Consider the following 21,876-nt stretch of genomic DNA (forward strand, 5'->3'; position numbering starts at 1 on the left):
ACATTGTCCATCGCACATGCGCAGGCGCATGTGGGCCAAGGGGTTGACCGTCGTGCCACGGATGTCCGTCGAACAGCGTCGAAGCGCGCTCATCGAGTCGGCCTACCGGGTGATCGCCGATCACGGTGTCGAGGGTGCCACCACCCGCCGGATCTGCGCTCACGCCGGAATGCCTCTCGCGAGTTTCCACTACGCGTTCGAGAGCCGCACGGCGCTCCTCTGCGCGGTGATGGAGCAGGCCGTCCCCCTTGACATCGAGCGGATGCTGCATTCGGTCATGCCCGCCGCCGACTTCGGACCGAACCCCGACGTCGACGCACTCAAAGCGAACATCGTTCGCCAGTTCCATGCCTTCGTCGACCTCCTCAAAGCCGATCCCGGCCGCATGCAGGCGACGATCGCGCTCGGTATCTACGCGCACAACCATCCGGAACTGCAGCAGGTCGGCAAGGTCATGTACGAGCAGCTCTACCGGGTTGCGTCGTTCGGTCTGCAGGAGACGGCCGAACTCACCGGTCTGACGTGGAACCGGCCGACGGAGGAAATCGGCCCGTTCATCATCGCCGCGACCAACTCGATCACGCTGATCTACCTGAGCACCGGCGACGACAAGGTGGTCGACTCGATCATCACCGCCGTCGCCGACCAGCTCGTCAACTATGTCACCTTCGACTGACGGTTCGGCCGACAGATCCTCGGCGGTCGGGGTCGGCGATCTGTGGGTGAGAGATCCCGAGCAGTACTGGGCGGCAATCGATCAAGCGGTCTCCGTGGCCGGGCTCGACGCCCCGGTCCTCGCCCTCGACCGGGCAGCTCTCGAGCACAATGCCGCCGACCTGCTGCGACGCTCGGCCGGTGTCCCCATCCGGATCGCCAGCAAGTCCCTCCGCGTGCGTTCGGTGATCTCGGACCTCGCCACCCGCACCGGTTTCCACGGTGTGCTCGCCTACGACCTCGCCGAGGCGCACTGGCTGGCGACGTCGACGGCGATCGAGGACATCCTGCTCGGTTATCCGGGCGTCCGCCGGGAAGCGTTGGCCGCCTTTGTGACCGACGAGGTGGCGACGAGCCGGGTGAGTCTGCTCGTCGACTCGGTCGACCAGCTGGACATCATCGATGCGGTCGCGCCACCCGCATCGCGACGGCCGATCCGGGTGGCCATCGACCTCGACGCGTCGTACCGGCTTTTCGGTGGTCGCGTGCACATCGGGGTTCGGCGTTCACCGGTGCATTCCCGTCGCGATGCCGTCGAGCTCGCCCGGATCATCGAGTCGCGAAACGGTTTTCACCTGGTCGGCGTGATGTCGTACGAGGCGCAGGTGGCCGGGGTCGCCGATGCGGTTCCGGGGAAGGCCGTCGTCAACCGGGTGGTCGGGGCGATGCAGCGCCGGTCGATGGCCGAACTGCGCCGCCGGCGCGGGAAGATCATCGGCGAGCTGCGGCAGATCGCCGAACTGGAATTCGTCAACGGCGGCGGCACCGGATCCCTGGAGGCGACGGCAGGCGATCGATCGGTCACCGACATCGCCGCGGGCAGTGGCCTTTTCGGTGGCCACCTCTTCGACGGATACGCCCGGTTCCGGCCCGCACCCGCACTGTCCTTCGGACTCGACGTCGTCCGGCGCCCCGCCCGCGACATCGTCACCTGCGCCGGTGGCGGCTGGATCGCCTCGGGACCGCCCGCACCCGATCGTCTCCCGAAACCGGTGTGGCCCAGTGGGCTCGAGTTCGTCGGCACCGAGGCCGCCGGCGAGGTGCAGACCCCGCTCCGCGGTGAGGCCGCCGCCACGATGGCGATCGGCGACCGGGTATGGTTCCGGCACACCAAGTCCGGCGAGGTCTGCGAGCGTGCCCGGCACGTCGCGATCATCGATCGGGACGACGCGGGTCATGCGGTGGTGAGTGAGGTCGTGCCGACCTACCGAGGCGAAGGGAAATGCTTTCTGTGAGCGGGACATCTACTGCCACCGGACACAGCTGGCAGAACTGGGGTGGCACCGCGTCGTGCTCACCGAGCCGGGTGGTGCGTCCGACGAGTGTGGCCACGATCGCCGACATCGTGCGGGAGACCGCCGGGCGGGGCGGCACGGTCAAGACCGTCGGTGCCGGACACAGCTTCTCCACCATCGCCGTGGCCGACGACGTCCAACTCGAGCTCTCCGGTCTGCGGGGCCTGGCCGGCGCCGATGGCCGCCGGGTGACGCTGCATGCGGGCACCCACCTGCACGAGATCCCCGCATTGCTGGCGCCTCGGGGCCTGGCGATGGCCAACCTCGGCGACGTGGACCGGCAGACCATCGCGGGCGCGATCTCCACCGGCACCCACGGCACCGGGCTGGGGTTCGGCGGCATCAGCACGCAGATCGCCGGCGTCAAACTCGTGAACGGCAGAGGCGAGATCGTCACTGTCGGCCCCGATGACCCGGACTTACCCGCCGTCGCACTGGGTCTCGGCGCACTCGGGGTACTCGTCGAGATCACGCTCGACTGCGTCGACAACTTCCGGCTGCACGCCGTCGAGGGACCTGCTTCCGCCGACGATGCGATCGCCGGCTTCCTCGACCGCGTCGCCGAGTCCGACCACCACGAGTTCTACATGTTCCCGCACACCAATTGTGCGCTTGTGAAGACGAATACGCGGCTGGGCACCGATGCACCGATCACCGGGCCGCCGCGGTTCCGCCGCTATGTCGACGATGAGTTGTTGAGCAACAAGGTCTTCCGGCTGCTGTGCGAGGTCGGCGTCCGCGCACCCCGTCTGGTCCCCGCCATCAACGCGGTGGCCGGCCGCAGCCTGTCGTCGCGCGAGCTCACCGACACGTCGACCAGGATCTTCGTCTCCGACCGGGATGTGCGCTTCCGCGAGATGGAGTACGCCATCCCGCTCGAGAACGTCCCCGAGGCACTACGGGAGATCCGGGCGCTGCTCGACCGCCGCGAGTACCGCGTGAGCTTCCCCATCGAGATCCGTGCCGCGGCGGCCGACGACCTGATGCTCTCCACCGCCACCGGACGCCGCAGCGGGTACATCGCCGTGCACCGCTACCATCGCGACGACCCGGCCGACGCCGCCGCCTACTTCGCCGACGTCGAGTCGATCCTCACCGGCTTCGGCGGACGACCCCACTGGGGCAAGATGCACACTCGCGACGCCGAGTACCTGCGCTCCGTCTACCCCCGATTCGACGAATTCCGTGCGGTGCGCGACAGGTTCGACCCGTCACGTGTGTTCGCCAACGACTACCTGCGACGGGTGCTGGGCGACTAGCGGGCGGCCTCTACGTCGATGTCGCCGATCGTGTCGACCACCGCCGCGATCCGCGACATCTGTTCCGTCGTCATCAGGCACCGGTGGCCCGGGCGACGGTGATCTGGTCAACTGGAACACATGCGCGACATCCTGCCCGACCTGCTCGGCGTCCTCGGCGGCGCAGACGCGCGTCCGGTCGCGCTGTGCCGGGTGGTCGCGACCGCCGGTTCCGCTCCGCGTGAGGTCGGTGCGGCGATGGTCGTGACAGCCGAGAGCGCGGTCTTCGGCTCGGTGTCCGGCGGCTGCGTCGAAGGCGCCCTGGTCCACACCGCGCAGCAGGTCCTGTCCGACGGGATCGCGGTCGTCGAACAGTTCGGCATCGAGGACCCGCGCGATCCAGCACCCGGCCTGACCTGTGGCGGTCAGATCGACGTCGTCGTCGAACGGATCGAGCCGACGCCGGAACGGCTCGGTCAGCTTCGACGCCTCGCCGACGCGGTGGCCGCCGAGAAGCCGATCGCCGTCGCCACCACCCTCACCGCTGACCCGGAGTGGTACCTCGCAACCGAGACCTCGCAACCGCCGTGGCGACGCCTCGACCGCGACGTCGCCGACATGCTCGCCACCGGACGCTCCGGCGTGATCGGCGTCGACGACTGCGAAGTCACCGATCCGGCCGCCCCGACCGGCGACCGGCCGCGCACCTTCGTCCAGACCTTCGCCCCGGCAGCGCGTCTCATTCTGGTGGGCGCCAACGACTTCGTACGCGCGCTGAGCGCACTGGGCTCGACACTAGGGATGCGCGTCACCGTCGTCGATGCCCGTCCGGTGTTCGCCACCCCGGAAAGGTTTCCCGACGCCGACGAGGTGATCGTCGGCTGGCCCGATCGCTATCTCGCCGAACAGATACGGGATCGGCAGATCGGCTCGACCACCGCACTGTGCGTGATGACCCACGACACCAAGTTCGATGTGCCGACGCTGCGCACCGCACTCCGGTCACCGACCTTCGGCTTCATCGGTGCGCTCGGCTCCCGTCGCACAGCCGCCGACCGCAACCGTCGCCTTCGCGAAGAGGGTGTCGACGACGAACAGCTCGCGCGGCTGCGGTCACCGCTCGGACTGGACCTCGGTGGGCACACTCCCGCCGAGGTCGCGGTCGCCGTTGCCGCCCAACTCATTGCCGAACGGCATGGCGCGCCGGCCGCACCCCTCTTCGAGGGCGCCGGGCCCATTCACCGGAACTGAGAGACGGACCGGGGCGGGATCACTGAGCCGCTCCCGAAAACCGCCCCCGAAATGCACCCCGTGGGGTGTCACCGAACCTGGGCTCAAGTGGTCACTGCAACACCTTGATGGAGGTGGCTGTGGCTGCAAGTGGTGTGCGTGTGAGTGATGGAGTGCGCGAGGGCTTCTTTGATGCGGTCGAGGCGGGTGCCTCGGTCGTGGCTGCGGCGAAGGCCGCTGGGGTGTCAGGGTGCACCGGGTATGCGTGGATGACTGCTAGCGGGCGGTCGCTGCCCTCGGCACGTCCGGGACGGCCTCAGGGAATGTGGCCGCAACAGGTTCACGAGGCTTTCTGGGCGGAGTTGGCGCGCGGAGTGAGTGTCGCGGCGGCCGCGCGTCACGCCGGCGTGTCGAAACGCACTGGCCAGGATTGGTTCACCAAAGCTGGTGGAGTGCATCCCCGAACACAGAATCCGCAGTTGGAAGCAGTGGTGAGCACCGGTCGCGGCCGGCTCAGTTTCCTGGACCGATGTCATATCGAGGAGCTTCTCGAGGCCCGCTACCGGCCTGCGCAGATCGCGGGGCTGTTGGGGCGGGCTCGATCGACGATCACCCGGGAGATCGCCCGCGGGCAGCTCGGCGGCCGCTACCGCGCCCGTCAGGGTGAGAAGGTCGCCGCCCGCCGTCGACGCCGACCCAAACAACCCAAACTGGTGGCGGGCAGCAGACTCTACGCTGAGGTGGTCCGACAGTTGCGCCAGTTCACCAGTCCCGAGCAGATCAGCGGACGCTTGCGCATCGAATTTCCTGACGATCCGGAGATGCGGGTGTCCCACGAAACGATCTACCTCGCCCTCTACGTCCAAGCCAAGGGCAGCTTGAAAGACGAGGTCAAGAAGGGATTACGCACCGGGCGACTGCGCCGCAAACCCCAGGGCCGCCAACCCCGGGGCGGTGGCTCGATCAAGGACGCGGTCTCGATCAGCGAACGCCCCGCCGAAGCCGCCGACCGCGCCATCCCCGGTCACTGGGAAGGCGATCTGATCCTCGGCGCGCACGGCACCTCAGCGATCGGCACGCTGGTCGAACGCAGCACCGGGTTCGTGATGCTGCTGCATCTGCCCGGTGATCACACCGCCGCCACGGTGGCCGCGGCCATGACCGAGGCCGTGCCCAAGATCCCAGAGATCCTGCGCCGGTCGTTGACCTGGGACCGCGGATCGGAGATGGCGCTGCACACTGCCATCACCGCCGCCACCGGACTGCCGATCTACTTCGCCGATCCCTACAGCCCATGGCAACGCGGCACCAACGAAAACACCAACGGACTACTACGCCAATACTTCCCGAAAGGCACCGACCTGTCATTCCACGGGCCAGGCATCCTCGACAACGTCGCCGCCGAACTCAACAACCGGCCCCGCAAACGCCACGGATTCCTCACACCCGCCGAAAAACTCGACGAACTCCTACACTCACACCCAACCGATCCTGTTGCAGCGACCGCCTGAATTCACCGAAGACGATATGTCGTCCGTGGGCTCAGGCGGGGTCTATTTCGGGGGCGCTTTCGGCCGCGTGAAACCGACGACCCTCAGTGACCCACGAACCGCGGAGGCCGCTTCTCGGTTCGCGCGGCGCGACCCTCGGCCATGTCGTCGCTCTGCCAGGCGCGCATCATCGCGGCAACCCGATCCTCGGGTGCGGTGTCGCGGGCGCCGTCACCGTTGAGGACCAGCTTGTAGTGCTGCAGGGTGAGCGGCGCGAGGTCGGCGATGGTGGCCGCCCAGTGCTGGGCGTCGGCGAGATCGCCGATGCGATTGGCGAATCCGAGGGTGTGCGCTCGGTCGGCGTTCAGTGGGTCGCAGCCGATGAGCATTCCTCGCGCCTGCCCGGCACCGACCAGCGACACCAGCCGGCGGATGGTCCATTCGTCCACGGCGACACCGAGTTTGGCCGCCGGAATGGCCGCAATCGCGTCTGGGGCCATCACCCGGAGATCAGCGGCCATCGCCAGCTGGAGTCCACCACCGATCGCGGAACCGTTGAGCGCGGCGATGACCGGCACCGGTGTCTGCTCGATCTTGTGCAGCGTCGAGACCAGCTTGTCGAGGAAGCCCGGGTCGTAGACCGGACCGGACAGGTCGGCACCCGCGCTGAACACCGAACCGCGTCCGGTCACCACGATGGCCCGCGCACCCGCCTGCACCGCCGCACCGAAGGCGTCGGCCAGCCCGGTCAGCATCTCCTCGTTCAGCGCATTGCGCTTGTCGACACGGTCCAGCTCGATGGTGACTACGGCGCCCTCGGTGGTGGAGTGAATCATGGGCGCCAAGCCTACCGATCGCACCGTCGAGCCGAGCCATGACAGGGTGGTGAGGTGCCGAACACCACGCCGAGCAGCGCGACGCAGAGCACCACATACAAGATGGACATGTCCGTCTCGGATGCCGTCGACGTCGAGGAGCACTCGGATGTCGTGGTCATCGGCGGCGGCCAGGCGGCGCTGTCGGCGGCCTACTTCCTGCACCGCTTCGGCCTCGGCGATCGGTACCAGATGCTCGACCATGCGCCCGGACCTGGCGGGGCCTGGCAGTTCCGGTGGCCGACGCTGACCCTGGCCACCGCCAACCGGGTCCACGACCTGCCCGGCTGGGGCATCGTCGAGGCGCTCGGCCTCGATTGCGATCAGCTGCCCGCGGCCACCGCGGTCCCCGACTACTTCGGCCGCTACGAGGAGAAGTTCGGCCTCAACGTCCATCGGCCGGTGCACGTGCGCACGGTTCGACGCGATGACACGAATCTTCGGGGCGAAGGCTTCCGCGTCGAGCTGGCCGACGGACGCAGCGTGACCGCGAATGTCATCATCAACGCCACCGGGACGTGGGACCGACCGTTCATCCCGCACATCCCCGGTGCGGCCGACTTCCGGGGACGTCAGCTCCACACCCATGACTACAGGTCGCCGCAGGAATTCGCCGACCAACGGGTCCTCGTCGTGGGTGCGGGGATCTCGGCGATCCAGCTGCTGATCGAGATCGCCCGGCAGGCACCGGACGTCGAGACGTTCTGGTGCTCGCGGCGCGAACCCGTCTTCAACTCCCAACCGTTCACCCCCGAACAGGGCCGCGAAGCCGTGGCACGCGTCGAGCGTCGCGTCCGCGCCGGACTCCCCCCGACGTCGGTTGTCTCGGTGACCGGGCTGGCACTCACCCCGGCGATCGCCGCCGCACAGCGCGACGGAATCCTGGAGTGGCGCCCCATGTTCACGCGCATCACCGAGACAGGCGTCTGCTGGGACTGCGGTCCGCAGGGCGGCGAACACCTCGACCTCGACGTGATCTTCTGGAACACCGGGTTCCGCAGTTCGCTGGATCATCTCGCGCCGTTGAGGCTGCGCGCGCCGGGTGGCGGGATCACGATGACCGGCCGTCTCGCGACGGTCGTCGAGGCGGACCCGCGGATTCAGCTGATCGGTTACGGGCCGTCGGCGTCGACGATCGGCGCCAACCGCGCCGGCCGGGAAGCCGCCAGAGCGGCCGCTGACCTGCTCGGAGTCGTCTCCCGCTGACCTCGTCACCATCCGGCGACGAACCCGTCGTCGTTCGAAGACATTGACAAGTTGTTGTGTTTTCCCAACACTTGGTGAGGTGAGCCCAATACGCCGTGGGGAAAAGCTCCCCATCTACAACCGCATCGGCGTCTTGCGTGCGGAACGACAGATGTCGCGAGCCGAGCTGGCGAACCTCGTCGGCATCAACGTGCAATCGGTCGGCGCGCTCGAGCGGGGCGACAACTACCCGAGCCTCGACCTCGCGTTCCGCATCTGCGATGTCTTCGACCTGCCCGTCGAAGCCGTGTTCAGCCGTACGCCGTTCGGCGCGATGTCCGCCGAGCTCTACCGGCGCGATACGCGACCGACATCGAACGGCTCGCCCACCAACGACACCGGAGGTGAATGATGAACGACCCGAACTCGGCGTTCCCGGAGGAGGTCAAACCCGAGCTCTGGCGCCGTTATGAGGACTGGCGGGGGCGCCGTCACGAGGAATTCAATGCCAAGCACGCCCATCGCCTGCCGTCGTGGCGCAATCAGCGCGCGTACCGACGGCTGGTGGTCGCACTGATCGTCGCACTCGTGTTCATCATCGCCAGTTCCTCTCTCGCGTTCCTGTCGTCGGGTTGGTTCCTCCTCCCGTTCGGCATCGGACTCGTCTCGGTCATCTCGATCCTGACGGCACTGCGCATCGTGACCGGGTCCGTCGCCGACTCGCCCGTCTCCACGCTCGACGAAATACAGCTCGCACAACGCAATTCGGCACGTTCGTTCGGATTCTTCGTGCTCTACGCGGTGATGTTCATCCCCTACTTCGTCCTCATCGCGATCAGCATGCGCGACGAGGTCCCGGGCCAGTGGGTCTACGGCAGCGCCATCCTGCTCATCTCCCTCGTCCTCTCCTCGATCTGCGTGCCCACCATGCTCATCGCCTGGTGGATGGGCGACCCCGACCCGGAAGATCTCATCGACGGACCGCGGATACCCACAGACAAGACCGCCACCGGCAGGAAGGAACGCGAAGCATGAACGCACCTCTCATCGTCGACGGTCTCCACAAACGCTACGGGGACCTGGTCGCCCTGCGCGACATGACTTTCCACGTCGAACCCGGCGAGATCTTCGGTTTCGTCGGCAGCAACGGCGCGGGCAAGTCGACTACGATGCGCATCATTCTCGGGGTCTTGTCCGCCGACGCCGGCGAGGTCCGGCTCGGCGATCGCCCCATCGATCTCGATCTCCGCCGGCGCATCGGATACATGCCCGAAGAACGCGGCCTCTACCCGAAGATGAAGGTCGGCGAACAACTCACCTTCCTCGCGAGGCTCCACGGCATGAACACCGCTGAAGCCGAGGAATCGGTACGGCGCTGGACCGATCGGCTCGGCGTCGGCGCCCGGTACGACGACAACGTCGCCGACCTCAGCCTCGGCAACCAGCAGCGCGTCCAACTCGCAGCCGCGTTGGTCCACGATCCCGAGGTGCTGGTGCTCGACGAGCCGTTCTCCGGGCTCGACCCGGTCGCCGTCGACGTCATGAGTGATGTGCTCAAAGAGAAGGCGGCCGAGGGCATCCCGGTGATCTTCTCCTCCCACCAGCTCGATCTCGTCCAGCGCCTCTGCGATCGCGTCGGCATCGTCGCGCGCGGCGAGATGCGGGCTCTGGACACCGTCGACGCACTGCGTTCCCGCGACGGCATCACTCTCGAGATCACCGGCCCCCGCTCCGATGTCGCGTGGGCCGACTCACTCCCCGGCGTGCACCGCGTCGACTACGGCGAGACCACCCGTCTCCTGATCGACCCGAACGTCGCCGACGACCAGCAGATCCTCTCCGCCGCACTCGATCACGGCCCCGTCCACCGCTTCGCGACGTCCACACCCTCCCTCACCGACCTGTTCCGAGAGGCGGTTTCGGCATGACCGCACTGCACCACGTCCCCGACACGACAACCCGTCCCTCCCCCAAGGCATCGGCCGCCCAGGCGATTCGACTCGTCGCCGAGCGTGAGATCACCACTCGCGCCAAGACCAGGTCCTTCGTCGTCAGCACGGTGCTGCTGATGGTCGTCATCATCGCCGGCGCCATCGTCATCAACCTGCTCGCCGGCGGCGAGGACGTCGAGAAGGTCGCCGTCGTCGGGCAACCGACGGCGGTCACCGAATCGATTGTCGCGATCGGCGATTCGGCCGGTACCACCATCGCCACCGAGCCGGTGGACACCATCGAACAGGCGCGGTCCAGGGTCACCGACGGCGACGTGGCGGCGGCACTCGTACCGGGAGAAACCCCGGGCTCCTACGTGATCCTGAGCAAGGACGGCGCCGACCCTGCGGTCGAAGGCCCCATCCGGACAGCGGTGTCGCAGGCAGGTATCGCCGACGCCCTGGCGGCCCGCGGCGTCGACGCGGCCTCGCTTCCCGCCGTGGACATCTCGGTGACACAACTCCAGCCGGCTCACCCGGACGAGGGCGAGCGCCTCGTCATCGCCCTCGTGGGTGTGGTGCTGCTGATCACCGCGATCATGATGGGCGGCACGATGGTGGCGGTCGGCGTCGTGGAGGAGAAGACGTCTCGTGTCGTCGAACTGCTCCTCGCGACGATCAAGCCACTGCATCTGTTGTGGGGCAAGATCATCGGCATCGGAACGGTCGCTCTGGCACAGGTCGTGCTGCTCGGCGCTACGGCGCTGATCGCCGGGACCGCGACCGGCATTCTGACGCTTCCCGGCGCGGCGGTCGGGATGTTCGCGGCCGTCATCGCCTGGTTCGTGCTCGGCTTCCTGTTCTTCGCGTCCCTCTACGCCGCGACCGGCGCCATCGTGTCACGCCAGGAAGAGCTCAGCTCGGCGTCCTTCCCCCTGACGGTTCTCGCCATGGCGGTGATGTACGCCGGGATCTTCGGTGTGCAGGCGCTGGATTCGACCCTGATCAAGGTGCTCAGCTGGATTCCGCCGTTCAGCGCGGCGCTCATGCCGATGCGGATCGCGAGCGGCGACACCGACACCCTGCAGATCGTGCTCACGTTCCTGATCATGGCCGTCGTCTGCGCGCTCGCCACCTGGGTCGCGGCACGGATCTACCAGCGGTCGATCCTGCGCACGGGGTCGCGCCTCGGATGGGGCGAGGTGCTGAAGCTGGCGCGGTAGGGGTTTCGACACGCTCGTCGCTTGCGCTCCTCACGGCTCAACCGGCAGGACCCCCGTCGTGTGCGCTCCTCACGGCTCAACCGGCAGACCCCCGTCGTGTGCGCTCCTCACGGCTCAACCGGCAGGACCCCGTCGTGTGCGCTCCTCACGGCTCAACCGGCAGAACCCCCGCCGGTTGAGCCGGTCCCGAGCGAAGCGAGGCACCGCGTCGAAACCACCGGCTCCGTTCAGATCTCGCCGAACCTACGCAGGGCTTCTTCCCGCTCGGCCTTGTGGTCGACGATCGGGTCAGGATAGTCGTCGGCGTCGGTGTCGCCGACCCAGCGCCGGATGTATTCGCCGTCGGGATCGAACTTCTTGGCCTGCGCCTCGGGATTGAACACCCGAAAGTACGGGGCCGCATCGGTTCCCGTACCCGCAGCCCATTGCCAGCCGTGGTTGTTCGACGCCACGTCGCCGTCGACGAGCTGCTCGAGGAACCACTCCGCACCCCACCACCAGGGCAGGTGGAGATCCTTCACGAGGAACGACGCGGTGACCATCCGGACCCGATTGTGCATCCAGCCGATCTCGGCCAACTGTCGCATCCCGGCGTCGACGAGCGGAAAGCCGGTCCGTCCGGCCTTCCACTCCTCGAAGCGCTCGTAAGCCTTCTCGTCGGTGTCCAGCGCAATGTCGTCGAACTGGCGATTCCAGTTGTGCCACAAGCTGTGTGGCCAGTGATGGAGAACGTCGGCATAGAAGTCGCGGAAGGCGAGTTCACGGAGGTAGGCCTGGTCCCCGTCGGAGCGGCCGAGATCGGCGGCCAGCGTGCGCGGGTGGATGTTGCCGTACTTCAGGTACGCCGACATCCGGCTGGTCACGTCGGCGGCGGGGTCGTTGCGTCCGGTGTCGTAGTCGGCGAGATCGTCCTCGACGAACTCGGCCCACCGGGCGAGCGCGGCATCCTCTCCGGCCGGAAACGACAGCCTCGTCGGCGCCTTCGGGATTCTGATCCGGCCCGACTTCGTCACGTCCGACGGGTCGAGAACCGCTGAATCCGGGACCGACGAATCGGCCGGCTTTCGCCAGCCGTGATCGCGCCACCGGCGAAAGTACGGGGTGAAGACCTTGTACGGCTCGCCGTCGTCCTTGGTGACCCGGCCGGGCGAGACGAGGTACGGCGAACCCGTGGCCTCGAGCGGGGTGTCGCCCAGCGCCTCGTCGACCGCCTCGTCACGGCGTCGACCGAACGGCGAGAAGTCCCCGGAGATGTGTACGGACCCGGCGCCGACGGCCCGGGCCAGCCGCGGGATCTCCTCCTCCGGCCGACCGCGGACGACGAGGAGTCTGCCGTCGAGCTTGGCGTCGACCTCGCGGAGCGAATCGAAGAGGAACGCGAGGCGTCGCTCCCCCGACGACTTCTCCAGCCGGGGATCCACCACAAAGCACAGAAGGACCGACGAATCGGTCCCTCTGGCTGCAGCTAGCGCTGGTAGGTCACTCAGGCGCAGATCGCGCCTGAGCCACACCAGGTTGGTGGACGTCAGCCCACTCCGAGCAGGTCGATGACGAACACGAGGGTCCGTCCCGAGAGGCGGTGCCCCGCCCCGGCCGGTCCGTAGGCCAGCTCGGGCGGAACCGTCAGCTGACGGCGGCCGCCGACCTTCATGCCGGGGATGCCTTCCTGCCAGCCCGGGATCAGCCGGTCCAGCGGGAAGTTGGCCGACTGGCCGCGATCCCACGAGGAGTCGAACTCTTCGCCGGTCTCGTAGTCGACACCCACGTAGTGGACGTCGACGACACCCCCGCGGACGGCCTCGGCACCGTCACCGACGATGAGGTCGGCGATGGAGAGGTCGGCCGGCGGAGGACCCGCCTGGAACTCGACTTCGGGCTTCTCAGTGCTGGTCACAGGACTCTCCTTTGAGTCGGGCGGTCAGTCGTTGTTCCGGGTGGTCGGCGCCGAAGCGTCGCTCAGCGATCGCCCATCTGCACGTAGTCGCGCTCGGTGTAGCCGGTGTAGAGCTGACGCGGACGGCCGATCTTGGTGGTCGGGTCCTCGTGCATCTCACGCCAGTGCGCGATCCAGCCCGGCAGGCGGCCCAACGCGAACAGCACGGTGAACATCCGCGTCGGGAAGCCCATCGCACGGTAGATGACGCCGGTGTAGAAATCCACGTTCGGGTACAGCTTGCGCTCGATGAAGTAGTCGTCGGACAGAGCGACCTCTTCGAGACCCTTCGCGATGTCGAGCAGGTCGTCCTGCACGCCGAGGGTTTCCAGGATCGAGTCGGCGGTCTTCTTCACGATCGCGGCGCGCGGATCGTAGTTCTTGTAGACGCGGTGACCGAAGCCCATCAGCTTGACGCCGGCTTCCTTGTTCTTCACCCGCTTCATGAAGTCCTTGGTGTCGCCACCCTCGGCGCGGATGGCGTCGAGCATCTCGAGCACCGCCTGATTGGCGCCACCGTGCAGCGGACCCCAGAGGGCGTTGATGCCGCCGGAGATCGAGGTGAAGAGGTTGGCCTGAGACGAGCCGACGAGGCGCACCGTCGAGGTCGAGCAGTTCTGCTCGTGATCGGCATGCAGGATGAACAGCATGTCGAGTGCCTTGGCGACGTCCGGGTTGACCTCGTAGGGCTCGGCCGGGAAGCCGAAGGTCATGCGCAGGAAGTTCTCGACGAGGCTCAGCGAGTTGTCCGGGTACAGGAACGGCTGGCCGGCCGACTTCTTGTAGGCGTAGGCGGCGATGGTCGGCAGCTTCGCCAGGAGGCGGATCGTCGACAGCTCGACCTGCTCGTCGTCCTTGGGATCGAGAGAGTCCTGGTAGTACGCCGACAGCGCGTTGACCGCACTCGACAGCACCGGCATCGGATGCGCGTTGCGGGGGAAGCCGTCGAAGAAGCGCTTGAGATCCTCGTGCAGCAGGGTGTGCCGCTGGATCTTGGTGGTGAAGTCCTCGAGCTGCGACGGGGTCGGGAGCTCTCCGTAGATGAGGAGGTAGCTCACCTCGATGAAGGTCGACTTCTCCGCGAGCTGCTCGATCGGGATGCCGCGGTACCGCAGGATGCCGGCGTCGCCGTCGATGTAGGTGATCGCCGACTTGGTCGACGCCGTGTTCACGAAACCACCGTCGAAAGTGGTCAGGTTTGTCTCGGCAAGGAACTTGCCGAGCGCAACCGAGTCAGTGCCCTCGGTGGCCTTCAGGATCGGGAGCTCCAGCTGTCCACCGGGGTAGGTGAAGGTCGCTGAGGCCGTGTCGGACGCCTGGTCGGCTGGGACTGTTTCAGCAGACACACGAACCCCTTATTCAGATCAGAGTTTTGACAGTGTCCGGGTAGGACACACAGGTACAAACTAGTCTCTTCTCAGCTCGCCTGCCCACGGAGGGTCGGCGCCACGCCTCGAGACGGTGACGGCAGCCACGTGAGCTGCGAATTCGGCGACCTCACGCCACTGATCGGCGGTCAGTGAGCGAACCGAATCCGGCGACAGCGCACCCAGTCGGTCGAGCTGGTGGACGAGGCCTCCCAGGACGCTGTCGCCGGCGCCGATCGTGTCGACGACGTCGACGTTCCGGGCGGGCACGGTGACCTCGTCTTCGGTCGTGGTCACGGTGATTCCGGACGCGCCCGCGGTGGTGATCACCGCTGCGACACCGTCGGCGAGCCAGTCCTTCACAGCGCTCCCGGCCGCCCCTTCACCGAGCCATGCCGCATCCTCGTCGGACAGTTTCACCACGTCGACGGACGGCATCCAACTGCGGAAACGCCGCCGGTAGGCGTCTGCGTCGGGGATGAGGACCGAGCGAATGTTCGGGTCCAGCACGACGAGTCGGCGTTCGGCGTGGCAGCGCCGCATCAGGTTCTCGTAGACCGTGGCGCCGGGTTCGAGCACCAGCGAGAGCGTCCCGAAGGTCGCCGCGGCGACGGTCGGTGCGAGTGAACCCGGGTCGGCGACAGTGCGATCCGCGGTGCCTTCCACATAGAACGAGTACTGCGCGGAACCGTTGTCCGCGATGGTGGCCAGCGCGAGCGACGTCGGTTCCCGTCGGCGCTGCAGCATCGCGGTGCCGACCCCGGCGCCCTGCAGCGAGCCGACGATGGCCTCGCCGTAGTTGTCGGTGGACACCGCCGACAGCAATGAGACGGCACTCCCCAAGCGTCCCAATGTGATCGCGACATTGAACGGTCCCCCGCCGAGCGCCGGCTGCAGTGGCGCCAGCGTCGCGCCGGGTGCCTGTTCCTGCTGCACCACGTCGACGAGCGCTTCCCCGCAGACAACGATCTCTCTCATGGGTCCCTTTCGTCTGTGTGGCCCAGTCTGCCACCCTCTCGGCGGTAGATTCGGTGCATGCACGAGTTGCCGGCGGGTCCCGATGCGGTGGTGCTCGACTTCTCGGCCTACGAGTCCCCGTCGGCCGCAGTGCTCGACGCAACGATCGCCCTGCGTGATGCCGTGGACCGCGGAGAGCTGCCCGGGGTCATCGATCTGGTACCGAGCGCCCACACGCTGCTGGTGCAGGCCCGACCGGGCCGCGGCGTCGACGAACTGGGTGTGCGGCGCGCGTTGCGTCGTCGACGTGCCGGTGTCCACCAGGGCGTCGGACGGGCTGACGAGATCCTCGTCCCGGTGCACTACGACGGCGACGATCTCGCGGATGTTGCTGACGCCCTGGGCATCTCGGCCGACGAGGTGATCAGCCTGCACTGCAGTACCCGCTGGCGTGTGCAGTTCATGGGGTTCGCACCCGGGTTCGGCTACCTGGTCGCCGACGAGCCGACACCGCATCCGTTCGACGCCGTGGGCCGGCGCGCCGAGGCGCGCACCCGTGTCCCCGAAGGTGCCGTCGCGATCGCCGCCGGGTACAGCGCCGTCTACCCGAAGGAGAGTCCGGGCGGCTGGCAGCTGTTGGGCCGCACCGATGTTCGACTGTGGGACGAGAAGGTCGACCCGCCCGCACTGTTCGCGACCGGACACCTGGTGCGGTTCGTCGACGTCAGGACAAGCGGGGGGGAATGGGCAGGGACGACATGAGCACAACCGGATGACCGCCGTCACCGTGCTCGCGACCGGCCCGCTCGCGACCTTTCAGGACCTCGGCCGCCACGGATACGCGCATCTCGGCGTACCCGCTTCCGGTGGTGCGGATCGCGGCTCGCTGACCTTGGCCAATCGCCTTGTCGGCAACGACGAATCGGCCGCCACGATCGAGACGACCCTGGGCGGCTTGCGTATCCGTGTCGAAGGCGACGTACTGGCGGTGGTGACGGGTGCCGACACCTCGGTGCGCCACAACGGGGTTCCGGTCGGTCTCGCCGCGACCGTCGTCCTGCGCGAGGGTGACGAACTGGCCGTCGACCCACCGGTGTGGGGTCTGCGCAACTACCTAGCGGTGCGCGGCGGGTTCGACGTCGAGCCGGTCCTGGGGTCGCGGTCGACCGACACGTTGTCGGGGTTGGGGCCGCCGGTTCTCACCGCGAATGTGCGGGTGCGGGTGGGCCGGGCCGCCGGCGAGTGGCCGTCCGTCCAGTCGGCGCCGGCGAACACCGAGCATCCGCGCGTCGTGGTTCTCGAGGTGGACGAAGGTCCGCGTGCCGATCTGCTGCACGCGGCTGCCGACCTGAGATCGGGGACCTGGGTGGTCGGCGCCGACAGCAATCGCGTCGGTGTCCGCATCGACCGCGCCGCGGGTTCGTCGTATCCGCTGCTGACGCATCGGGAGAACGCGGGCGAGTTGCGTTCGGAGGGAGTCGCTCACGGATCGGTACAGGTGCCACCGAGCGGTCGCCCGGTGCTGTTCCTCCCCGACCATCCGGTCACCGGCGGTTATCCCGTGGTGGCCGTGCTGACCGACACGTCGGCCGATCTCGCCGCACAGCTCGTGCCCGGATCGGAGATCCGTTTCAGACGGCGCTGATCGGAGATCCGATTCAGACGGCGCCGACGTTTGGGACCGGTGCCGGTCGGGAACGCGTAGGACGTCCCCGATGTGGAGGTACCACCGTGAGCGATCCGTCTGTGAACGATCTGTCGACCGTGCAGCTCGTCGAACGGCTCCAGAGTCAGACGACGACCCTGGTCAAGACCGAGCTGCAGAATGCAGTGGCCGAGATGAAGGGGAAGGGGACCCGGATCGGTGTCGGCGCGGGGATTTCCGGCGCGGGCACCCTGCTGGTGCTGTTCGGCCTCGGAACGCTGGTCGCCGCTGCGGTCCTGGGACTGGCGAATGTCGTGCCGGCGTGGCTGGCCGCGGTGATCGTCGGAGTCGTGCTCCTGGCGATCGGCGGCGCAGCGGCGGCGTTCGGTGCGCAGCGTGCGAAGTCGGCCGTCCCGCCCGCCCCCGAGCACACCGTCGAGAGCGTCCAGCGCGACGTCGCAACCGTGAAGGAGCACCTGTAGATGAGTGACACGCAGCCCGATCGGAACCCGACCGACCCGCCGCCGGTGGAGCAGCAGCGCGAGGAACTCGCCGAGACCGTCGATGCGCTGGCGGCGAAGCTCGATGTCCCGGCACGAATGAACGCCGCCGCGGCGGAAACGGCGTACACCGCGAAGGTGAAGGCCGAGGAGAACCGCACCGCATTGATCGGTGTCGCGGTGGCCGTGCTGGTCGCCATCGGGACCGTCGTCGTCATCAAGCGTCGCCGCTGAACACCCGACCCAGGAGGAATTCGACATGACTGCCGTGTCCAAGGCGTTCTACAAACCACTGTCACTGGCGACGAGCGTGCTCGGCGGCATCGCCGCGGGAGCCGTGTTCGGCCAGATCTGGAAACGGATCTCCGACGACGCCGAAGCGCCCGATCCGAAGGATCTGGAGCGCAGCAATGTCGAGGTGCTCACTGCCGCGGCGCTTCAGGGACTGGTCTTCGGACTGGTCCGTGCGGCCGTCGACCGTGCCGGTGCACGCGGCTACCAGGCGGTGACTCACGAGAACCCCGACTAAGACGTGACGGTTGACACACCACTGAGACGAACCTAGGGTTCTGTCTCATGACTGAGGTACTGAACGACGAACAGACCACCTGTCCCGTTCACGCCACCGACGACGCGTCGGCCGAGCAGAGCTGCCCGGCCGACGCCGGGCGTTCTCCCGGCAGCCAGTTCTCCGAGGACGGCTACGAGACCGATGCCGAGGGAGTCAAACCCGCCCACGAGTACGAGCCCCTCGGTCCGGACTCGCTGACCTGGCAGATCTGGGGTACCTGGACCGGCATGTTCCAGAGCCTGTGGGCCGGTTCGATCCAGAACATGCACCCCAAGCTCGGCGCCGCCGTCTGGGACCACTCCGACTTCTTCGGAGAACGCTGGCAGCGCCTGATGCGGTCGCTCTACCCGATCAGCGGCGTCGTCTTCGACTCCGTGATCCCCGGCACGAAGACCGGCCTCGAGGTCCGGGACTATCACCGCACCGTCAAGGGGACGATGGAGGACGGGTCGCGCTATCACGCGCTCGACCCCGACGTCTTCTACTGGGCGCACGCGACGTTCTGGTACGGCAACGTCCGCCTGTGCGAGCGGTTCGGCCCGTTCCTCACCGAGGACCAGAAGCGCCAGCTGTTCGAGGAGTCCAAGGCCTGGTACGCCCAGTACGGCGTCTCGATGCGCCCCGTCCCGGAGACCTACGAGGACTTTCTCGAGTACTGGGACTACATGTGCCGCAACGTCCTACGCGACCACGTGTCGGTACGCACGGTCCTCGACATCACCCAGCTGCCGCCGCCCCCGTTCCTGAGCTTCATCCCCAAGTCGGTCTGGGACCGCTACCTCGTCCCGCAGAACCAGAAGATGTTCATGTGGCTGACGACCGGCTTCTACGACGAGCCGATCCGCGAGATCCTCGGCCTCGAGTGGACCGACGACGACGAGCGTCGATTCCGCCTCCTGGGCAAGGGAATCAACCTCGTCATGCACAGGCTGCTGCCGAAACGCTTTCTGCGCCACCCGCGTCCGCGCGACGCGTGGGACCGCGTGAACGGCAGGGTCGCGAAGGACGCGCCGATCGCGCACACACCCAGGCGCAACCTGCCACCGCTGGACCAGCGCGACAACCCGATGCACTACTGCCCCGTCACCGCCGCTCGGCGCGCGACGTATCCGACAGTGCTGACCTCGGACTGAGACTTCACGACGACGTCGGGGGCGGTTCCCGCTCACCTGTCCGGGTGAGCGGGAACCGTCGTCTGGTCTCTGCCCGGCCCGACTACTGCCGTCCCTGTCCCCGTCGCATCGCATGACGCACCCGCTCCGCCTCCCGCTGGGCATACGGGTTCGGCCGGCCGGCGCGTGATCCGGCGAGTTTGGCGCCGATGTGCTCCCCGACGGTGATCGGCGAGTATCGGCTTCCCGCCCCGACGCACGACGGCAGGGTCGCGATCATCGCGTCGATGTTGCCGTCGTGGAAGTACGCGGCGGAGCGTCGACGCTCGATCGCGCCGTCGACGATCGGCGCCTTGACCCGGTGTAGCGTCGACATCCAACGTTCGTTGGTCCAGCGGGCCATGAGGTCGCCGATGTTGACCAGCAGTGCACCGTCGACGGGACTCACGTCGTGCCATCGGCCGTGGTGGTCGAGGACCTGCAGGCCCTTCACCTGGTCCGCCCACAGGACGGTGACGATGCCGTAGTCGGTGTGCTCCCCCATCCCGGTCAGTTCTCCCTCGAGTTCGATCTCTCCGGGCGGGAGCGCGTAGTTGTTCATCCGCAGGACGTCGAGCGAGTGATCGGTGAATCCTTCGAAGAAGTCGGCGGGAAGGTCGAGGGCATCGGCGAAGATGCGGGTCAGGGTGTGTGCGACCCGTCGTGCCTCGACGAAAAAGGTCGAGACGGCCGCCTCGAAGTGGTCGACGGCCGGCCACGTGTTGTCGGCGTAGTGGTCGCCGGGAAGAGCGAGTTCGGGGTACTCGCGTGCTTCGACCCCGACGTTGAACGCCTCGAAGAAGTCGTTCATGCGGTCCGCGGACTCGACGCCCAGCGACAGGGACAACGACTCCGACTTCGGTGGCGCGTAGCCGCGATTGATCTCCGGCGGCGTTCGGTACGCCTTCTTCTCCTCGAGCGGAAGGGCGAAGAAGTCGTCCATGACCGCGGTGAACTCGTCGATGACCGCCGGCGGGATCCCATGCCCGACGATCTGCATGAACCCGACCGAACCGGCGGCGTCGTCGACCTTCGCCGCGACCACGGCCCGATCGGCGGCATCACCGTTGCGGATGTAGGGCGAGATGTCGATGATCGGCACCTGGAAGCCGGTGGAGGCGGCGGTCATGGCGTCCATGGTGACACCGAATCACCGTAACCGCTGGCCAGGCGTCGAACGGCTCAGGTCCGCTGACCGGCCCGGTACTGCACGAAAGCCGGGATCAAGAGGGCCGCAATGATTGTCGCGATCACCACGGCGACACCGCCGAAGGCCGTGGCAGCCGCGACCCCGATCGATGCGGCCGCGGTGCCGTGCGCCACGTCGCCGATCCGGGGGCCACCCGCGACCACCACGATGAACACGCCCTGCAGGCGCCCGCGGACCTCGTCGTTGGCCGCCGCCAGCAGGATCGTCTGACGGAAGGCGGCCGACGCCATGTCGGCGGCACCGCCGATCATCAGCAGCACCACCGCGACGACGAGCATCGGCATCGCCGTGCCGTCGGCGAAGGACACCGCGATGCCGGTTCCGGTGATCGCCAGACCCCAGATGATGATGCAGACGATCACGGCCAGGCCCTGCCGTTCGACGCGCGCGACCCAGCCCGAGAAGATACCGCCGACCACTGCCCCCGCGGAGATCGCCGTGAACAACAGGGCGAACGCCATGCCGCCGCCCTCCGGTCCGCCGAAGTTCTCGTGTGCCATCTGCGGGAACAGCGCCCTGGGCATGCCGAAGATCATGGCGATGAGGTCGACGAGAAACGACGCCATCAGGATCTTGTGGCCGGTCAGGTACCGGAGCCCTTCGATCACCGAGCGCAGCCCGGCGACCTTGGGCGCCGCGTCGCTCTCCGGACGCAGCGACGGCAACATGACGACCGCGATCAGCGTCGGCAACAGGAACAGGGTGTCGACGAAGTAGAGCCACGAGTAGCCCAGGATCGGGATCAGCGCTCCACCGACGAGCGGGCCGGCGATGGCACCCGCCTGCATGACCGTCATGTTCAGCGACAACGCCGCCGGGAGATCCTTGGCGTCGAGCAGTCGTGGCAGCACCGCCGTCCGCGTCGGCTGGTTGACCGCGAGGAACGCCTGTTGAACGGCGAACAGCACCAACAGGATCCACACGTTGCCGCCGCCGGCTGCAGCCTGCACCCAGAACAGCGCACTGCACACGATGAGACCGACGGTGGTGGTGATCAGCAGTGTTCGACGGTCGACGACGTCGGCGAGTGCACCGCCCCACAGCCCGAACACCACCAGCGGGACCAATCCGAACACGCCGGTCAGGCCGACGTAGGCGGAGCTGCCGGTGACCTCGTAGATCTGTGCGGGCACCGCGACGATCGTGAGCTGGGCTCCGACGACGGTGACGATGTTCGCGAGCCACAGGCGCCGGAAAGCGAGAGTGCGCAGCGGCGTCGTATCGGCGAGGTGGCGGCGCATTCTCGCCATCCTAGGACCGCCCGCACACGAGTAGACCGACGCCGGCCCGGACGCCCATTACTGTCGAGGTGTCAGCACCTGTCCATGACCGCGCCCCCGCTCACGGGGCCGAGTGACCCG

At 67.5% G+C, this 21,876-nt stretch carries 23 protein-coding genes; 16 read left to right on the forward strand and 7 right to left on the reverse strand.

Translation table 11 applies throughout. From position 1 onward, the window contains the following. The first annotated feature begins 16 nt into the window (after positions 1-16). From NWF34_RS12860 to NWF34_RS12880, 5 genes are all read left to right on the forward strand, one after another. Positions 17-676, forward strand: a complete 660-nt coding sequence (locus NWF34_RS12860) for a TetR/AcrR family transcriptional regulator (protein WP_232513077.1) — start codon at positions 17-19, stop codon at positions 674-676. Next, complete coding sequence (locus NWF34_RS12865) at positions 660-1,949, forward strand: alanine racemase (protein WP_375295660.1); 1,290 nt, start codon at positions 660-662, stop codon at positions 1,947-1,949. The genes NWF34_RS12860 and NWF34_RS12865 overlap by 17 nt, the downstream gene beginning before the upstream one ends. Then, entirely contained in the window at positions 1,937-3,268 is a 1,332-nt protein-coding gene (locus tag NWF34_RS12870) for a D-arabinono-1,4-lactone oxidase (protein ID WP_258325221.1), read from the forward strand. The genes NWF34_RS12865 and NWF34_RS12870 overlap by 13 nt, the downstream gene beginning before the upstream one ends. A 120-nt stretch (positions 3,269-3,388) precedes the next feature. After that, positions 3,389-4,498 carry an XdhC family protein gene (locus tag NWF34_RS12875; RefSeq protein ID WP_191834812.1) on the forward strand — a complete coding sequence of 370 codons (1,110 nt, stop codon included), beginning with the start codon at positions 3,389-3,391 and terminating at the stop codon, positions 4,496-4,498. 302 nt (positions 4,499-4,800) lie between these two features. Next, positions 4,801-5,988 carry an IS30 family transposase gene (locus NWF34_RS12880; protein WP_375295661.1) on the forward strand — a complete coding sequence of 396 codons (1,188 nt, stop codon included), beginning with the start codon at positions 4,801-4,803 and terminating at the stop codon, positions 5,986-5,988. An 83-nt stretch (positions 5,989-6,071) separates the two neighbouring features. Here the strand turns inward: NWF34_RS12880 and NWF34_RS12885 are convergent, their stop codons facing one another. Beyond that, complete coding sequence (locus NWF34_RS12885) at positions 6,072-6,803, reverse strand: enoyl-CoA hydratase (RefSeq protein ID WP_096273386.1); 732 nt, start codon at positions 6,801-6,803, stop codon at positions 6,072-6,074. Positions 6,804-6,911: 108 nt separating this feature from the next. On the opposite strand from NWF34_RS12885, the gene NWF34_RS12890 reads away from it, so the two are divergent. The 5 genes from NWF34_RS12890 (at position 6,912) to NWF34_RS12910 (ending at position 11,181) form a co-directional block, all read left to right on the forward strand. Beyond that, positions 6,912-8,048: an NAD(P)/FAD-dependent oxidoreductase gene (locus tag NWF34_RS12890; protein ID WP_258325238.1), complete on the forward strand. Its 1,137-nt coding sequence runs from the start codon at positions 6,912-6,914 to the stop codon at positions 8,046-8,048. A gap of 79 nt (positions 8,049-8,127) precedes the next feature. Further along, positions 8,128-8,439, forward strand: a complete 312-nt coding sequence (locus NWF34_RS12895) for a helix-turn-helix transcriptional regulator (protein ID WP_258325222.1) — start codon at positions 8,128-8,130, stop codon at positions 8,437-8,439. Further along, positions 8,439-9,062 (forward strand): hypothetical protein, encoded by a 624-nt coding sequence (locus NWF34_RS12900; protein WP_258325239.1) that lies wholly within the window; start codon positions 8,439-8,441, stop codon positions 9,060-9,062. The genes NWF34_RS12895 and NWF34_RS12900 overlap by 1 nt, the downstream gene beginning before the upstream one ends. Then, positions 9,059-9,955, forward strand: a complete 897-nt coding sequence (locus tag NWF34_RS12905) for an ABC transporter ATP-binding protein (RefSeq protein WP_258325223.1) — start codon at positions 9,059-9,061, stop codon at positions 9,953-9,955. The genes NWF34_RS12900 and NWF34_RS12905 overlap by 4 nt, the downstream gene beginning before the upstream one ends. Beyond that, positions 9,952-11,181 carry an ABC transporter permease gene (locus NWF34_RS12910; protein ID WP_258325224.1) on the forward strand — a complete coding sequence of 410 codons (1,230 nt, stop codon included), beginning with the start codon at positions 9,952-9,954 and terminating at the stop codon, positions 11,179-11,181. Before NWF34_RS12905 ends, NWF34_RS12910 begins: the two co-directional genes overlap by 4 nt. A gap of 227 nt (positions 11,182-11,408) precedes the next feature. On the opposite strand, the gene NWF34_RS12915 is transcribed toward NWF34_RS12910, so the two are convergent. From NWF34_RS12915 to NWF34_RS12930, 4 genes are all read right to left on the reverse strand, one after another. Next, positions 11,409-12,692 (reverse strand): deoxyribodipyrimidine photo-lyase, encoded by a 1,284-nt coding sequence (locus NWF34_RS12915; protein WP_258325225.1) that lies wholly within the window; start codon positions 12,690-12,692, stop codon positions 11,409-11,411. Between the two features lie 14 nt (positions 12,693-12,706). Further along, positions 12,707-13,075: an FKBP-type peptidyl-prolyl cis-trans isomerase gene (locus NWF34_RS12920; protein WP_006436075.1), complete on the reverse strand. Its 369-nt coding sequence runs from the start codon at positions 13,073-13,075 to the stop codon at positions 12,707-12,709. A gap of 62 nt (positions 13,076-13,137) precedes the next feature. Then, complete coding sequence (locus NWF34_RS12925; RefSeq protein ID WP_006436074.1) at positions 13,138-14,460, reverse strand: citrate synthase; 1,323 nt, start codon at positions 14,458-14,460, stop codon at positions 13,138-13,140. A gap of 60 nt (positions 14,461-14,520) precedes the next feature. Next, positions 14,521-15,459: a carbohydrate kinase gene (locus tag NWF34_RS12930; protein WP_159405861.1), complete on the reverse strand. Its 939-nt coding sequence runs from the start codon at positions 15,457-15,459 to the stop codon at positions 14,521-14,523. Positions 15,460-15,516: 57 nt separating this feature from the next. Between NWF34_RS12930 and NWF34_RS12935 the strand changes: the two genes are divergently transcribed. The 6 genes from NWF34_RS12935 to NWF34_RS12960 all read left to right on the forward strand — a co-directional run bounded on the left by NWF34_RS12935 (position 15,517) and on the right by NWF34_RS12960 (position 19,287). Then, positions 15,517-16,200 (forward strand): allophanate hydrolase subunit 1, encoded by a 684-nt coding sequence (locus NWF34_RS12935; RefSeq protein WP_159405860.1) that lies wholly within the window; start codon positions 15,517-15,519, stop codon positions 16,198-16,200. Between the two features lie 10 nt (positions 16,201-16,210). Next, positions 16,211-17,083: a biotin-dependent carboxyltransferase family protein gene (locus NWF34_RS12940; protein WP_006436071.1), complete on the forward strand. Its 873-nt coding sequence runs from the start codon at positions 16,211-16,213 to the stop codon at positions 17,081-17,083. A gap of 86 nt (positions 17,084-17,169) precedes the next feature. Further along, positions 17,170-17,565 (forward strand): phage holin family protein, encoded by a 396-nt coding sequence (locus NWF34_RS12945; RefSeq protein ID WP_024499921.1) that lies wholly within the window; start codon positions 17,170-17,172, stop codon positions 17,563-17,565. After that, a complete protein-coding gene (locus NWF34_RS12950; RefSeq protein WP_006436069.1) occupies positions 17,566-17,817 on the forward strand; it encodes a DUF3618 domain-containing protein in 252 nt (83 codons plus the stop codon). A gap of 25 nt (positions 17,818-17,842) precedes the next feature. Then, positions 17,843-18,112 carry a DUF4235 domain-containing protein gene (locus tag NWF34_RS12955; protein WP_006436068.1) on the forward strand — a complete coding sequence of 90 codons (270 nt, stop codon included), beginning with the start codon at positions 17,843-17,845 and terminating at the stop codon, positions 18,110-18,112. Between the two features lie 47 nt (positions 18,113-18,159). Next, on the forward strand, positions 18,160-19,287 hold the full coding sequence (locus tag NWF34_RS12960) for an oxygenase MpaB family protein (RefSeq protein ID WP_159405859.1): 1,128 nt from the start codon (positions 18,160-18,162) through the stop codon (positions 19,285-19,287). A gap of 82 nt (positions 19,288-19,369) precedes the next feature. Here the strand turns inward: NWF34_RS12960 and NWF34_RS12965 are convergent, their stop codons facing one another. Further along, complete coding sequence (locus NWF34_RS12965; RefSeq protein WP_159405858.1) at positions 19,370-20,443, reverse strand: isopenicillin N synthase family oxygenase; 1,074 nt, start codon at positions 20,441-20,443, stop codon at positions 19,370-19,372. A gap of 44 nt (positions 20,444-20,487) precedes the next feature. Next, the gene (locus tag NWF34_RS12970) at positions 20,488-21,756 is read right to left on the reverse strand and encodes an MFS transporter (RefSeq protein ID WP_159405857.1); all 1,269 of its coding nucleotides are present in this window, start codon (positions 21,754-21,756) and stop codon (positions 20,488-20,490) included. Positions 21,757-21,876 lie beyond the last annotated feature (120 nt).

Origin of the sequence: Gordonia sp. GONU (assembly GCF_024733855.1) — a bacterium.
In the GTDB taxonomy this organism is placed as follows: Bacteria; Actinomycetota; Actinomycetes; order Mycobacteriales; family Mycobacteriaceae; genus Gordonia; species Gordonia amicalis.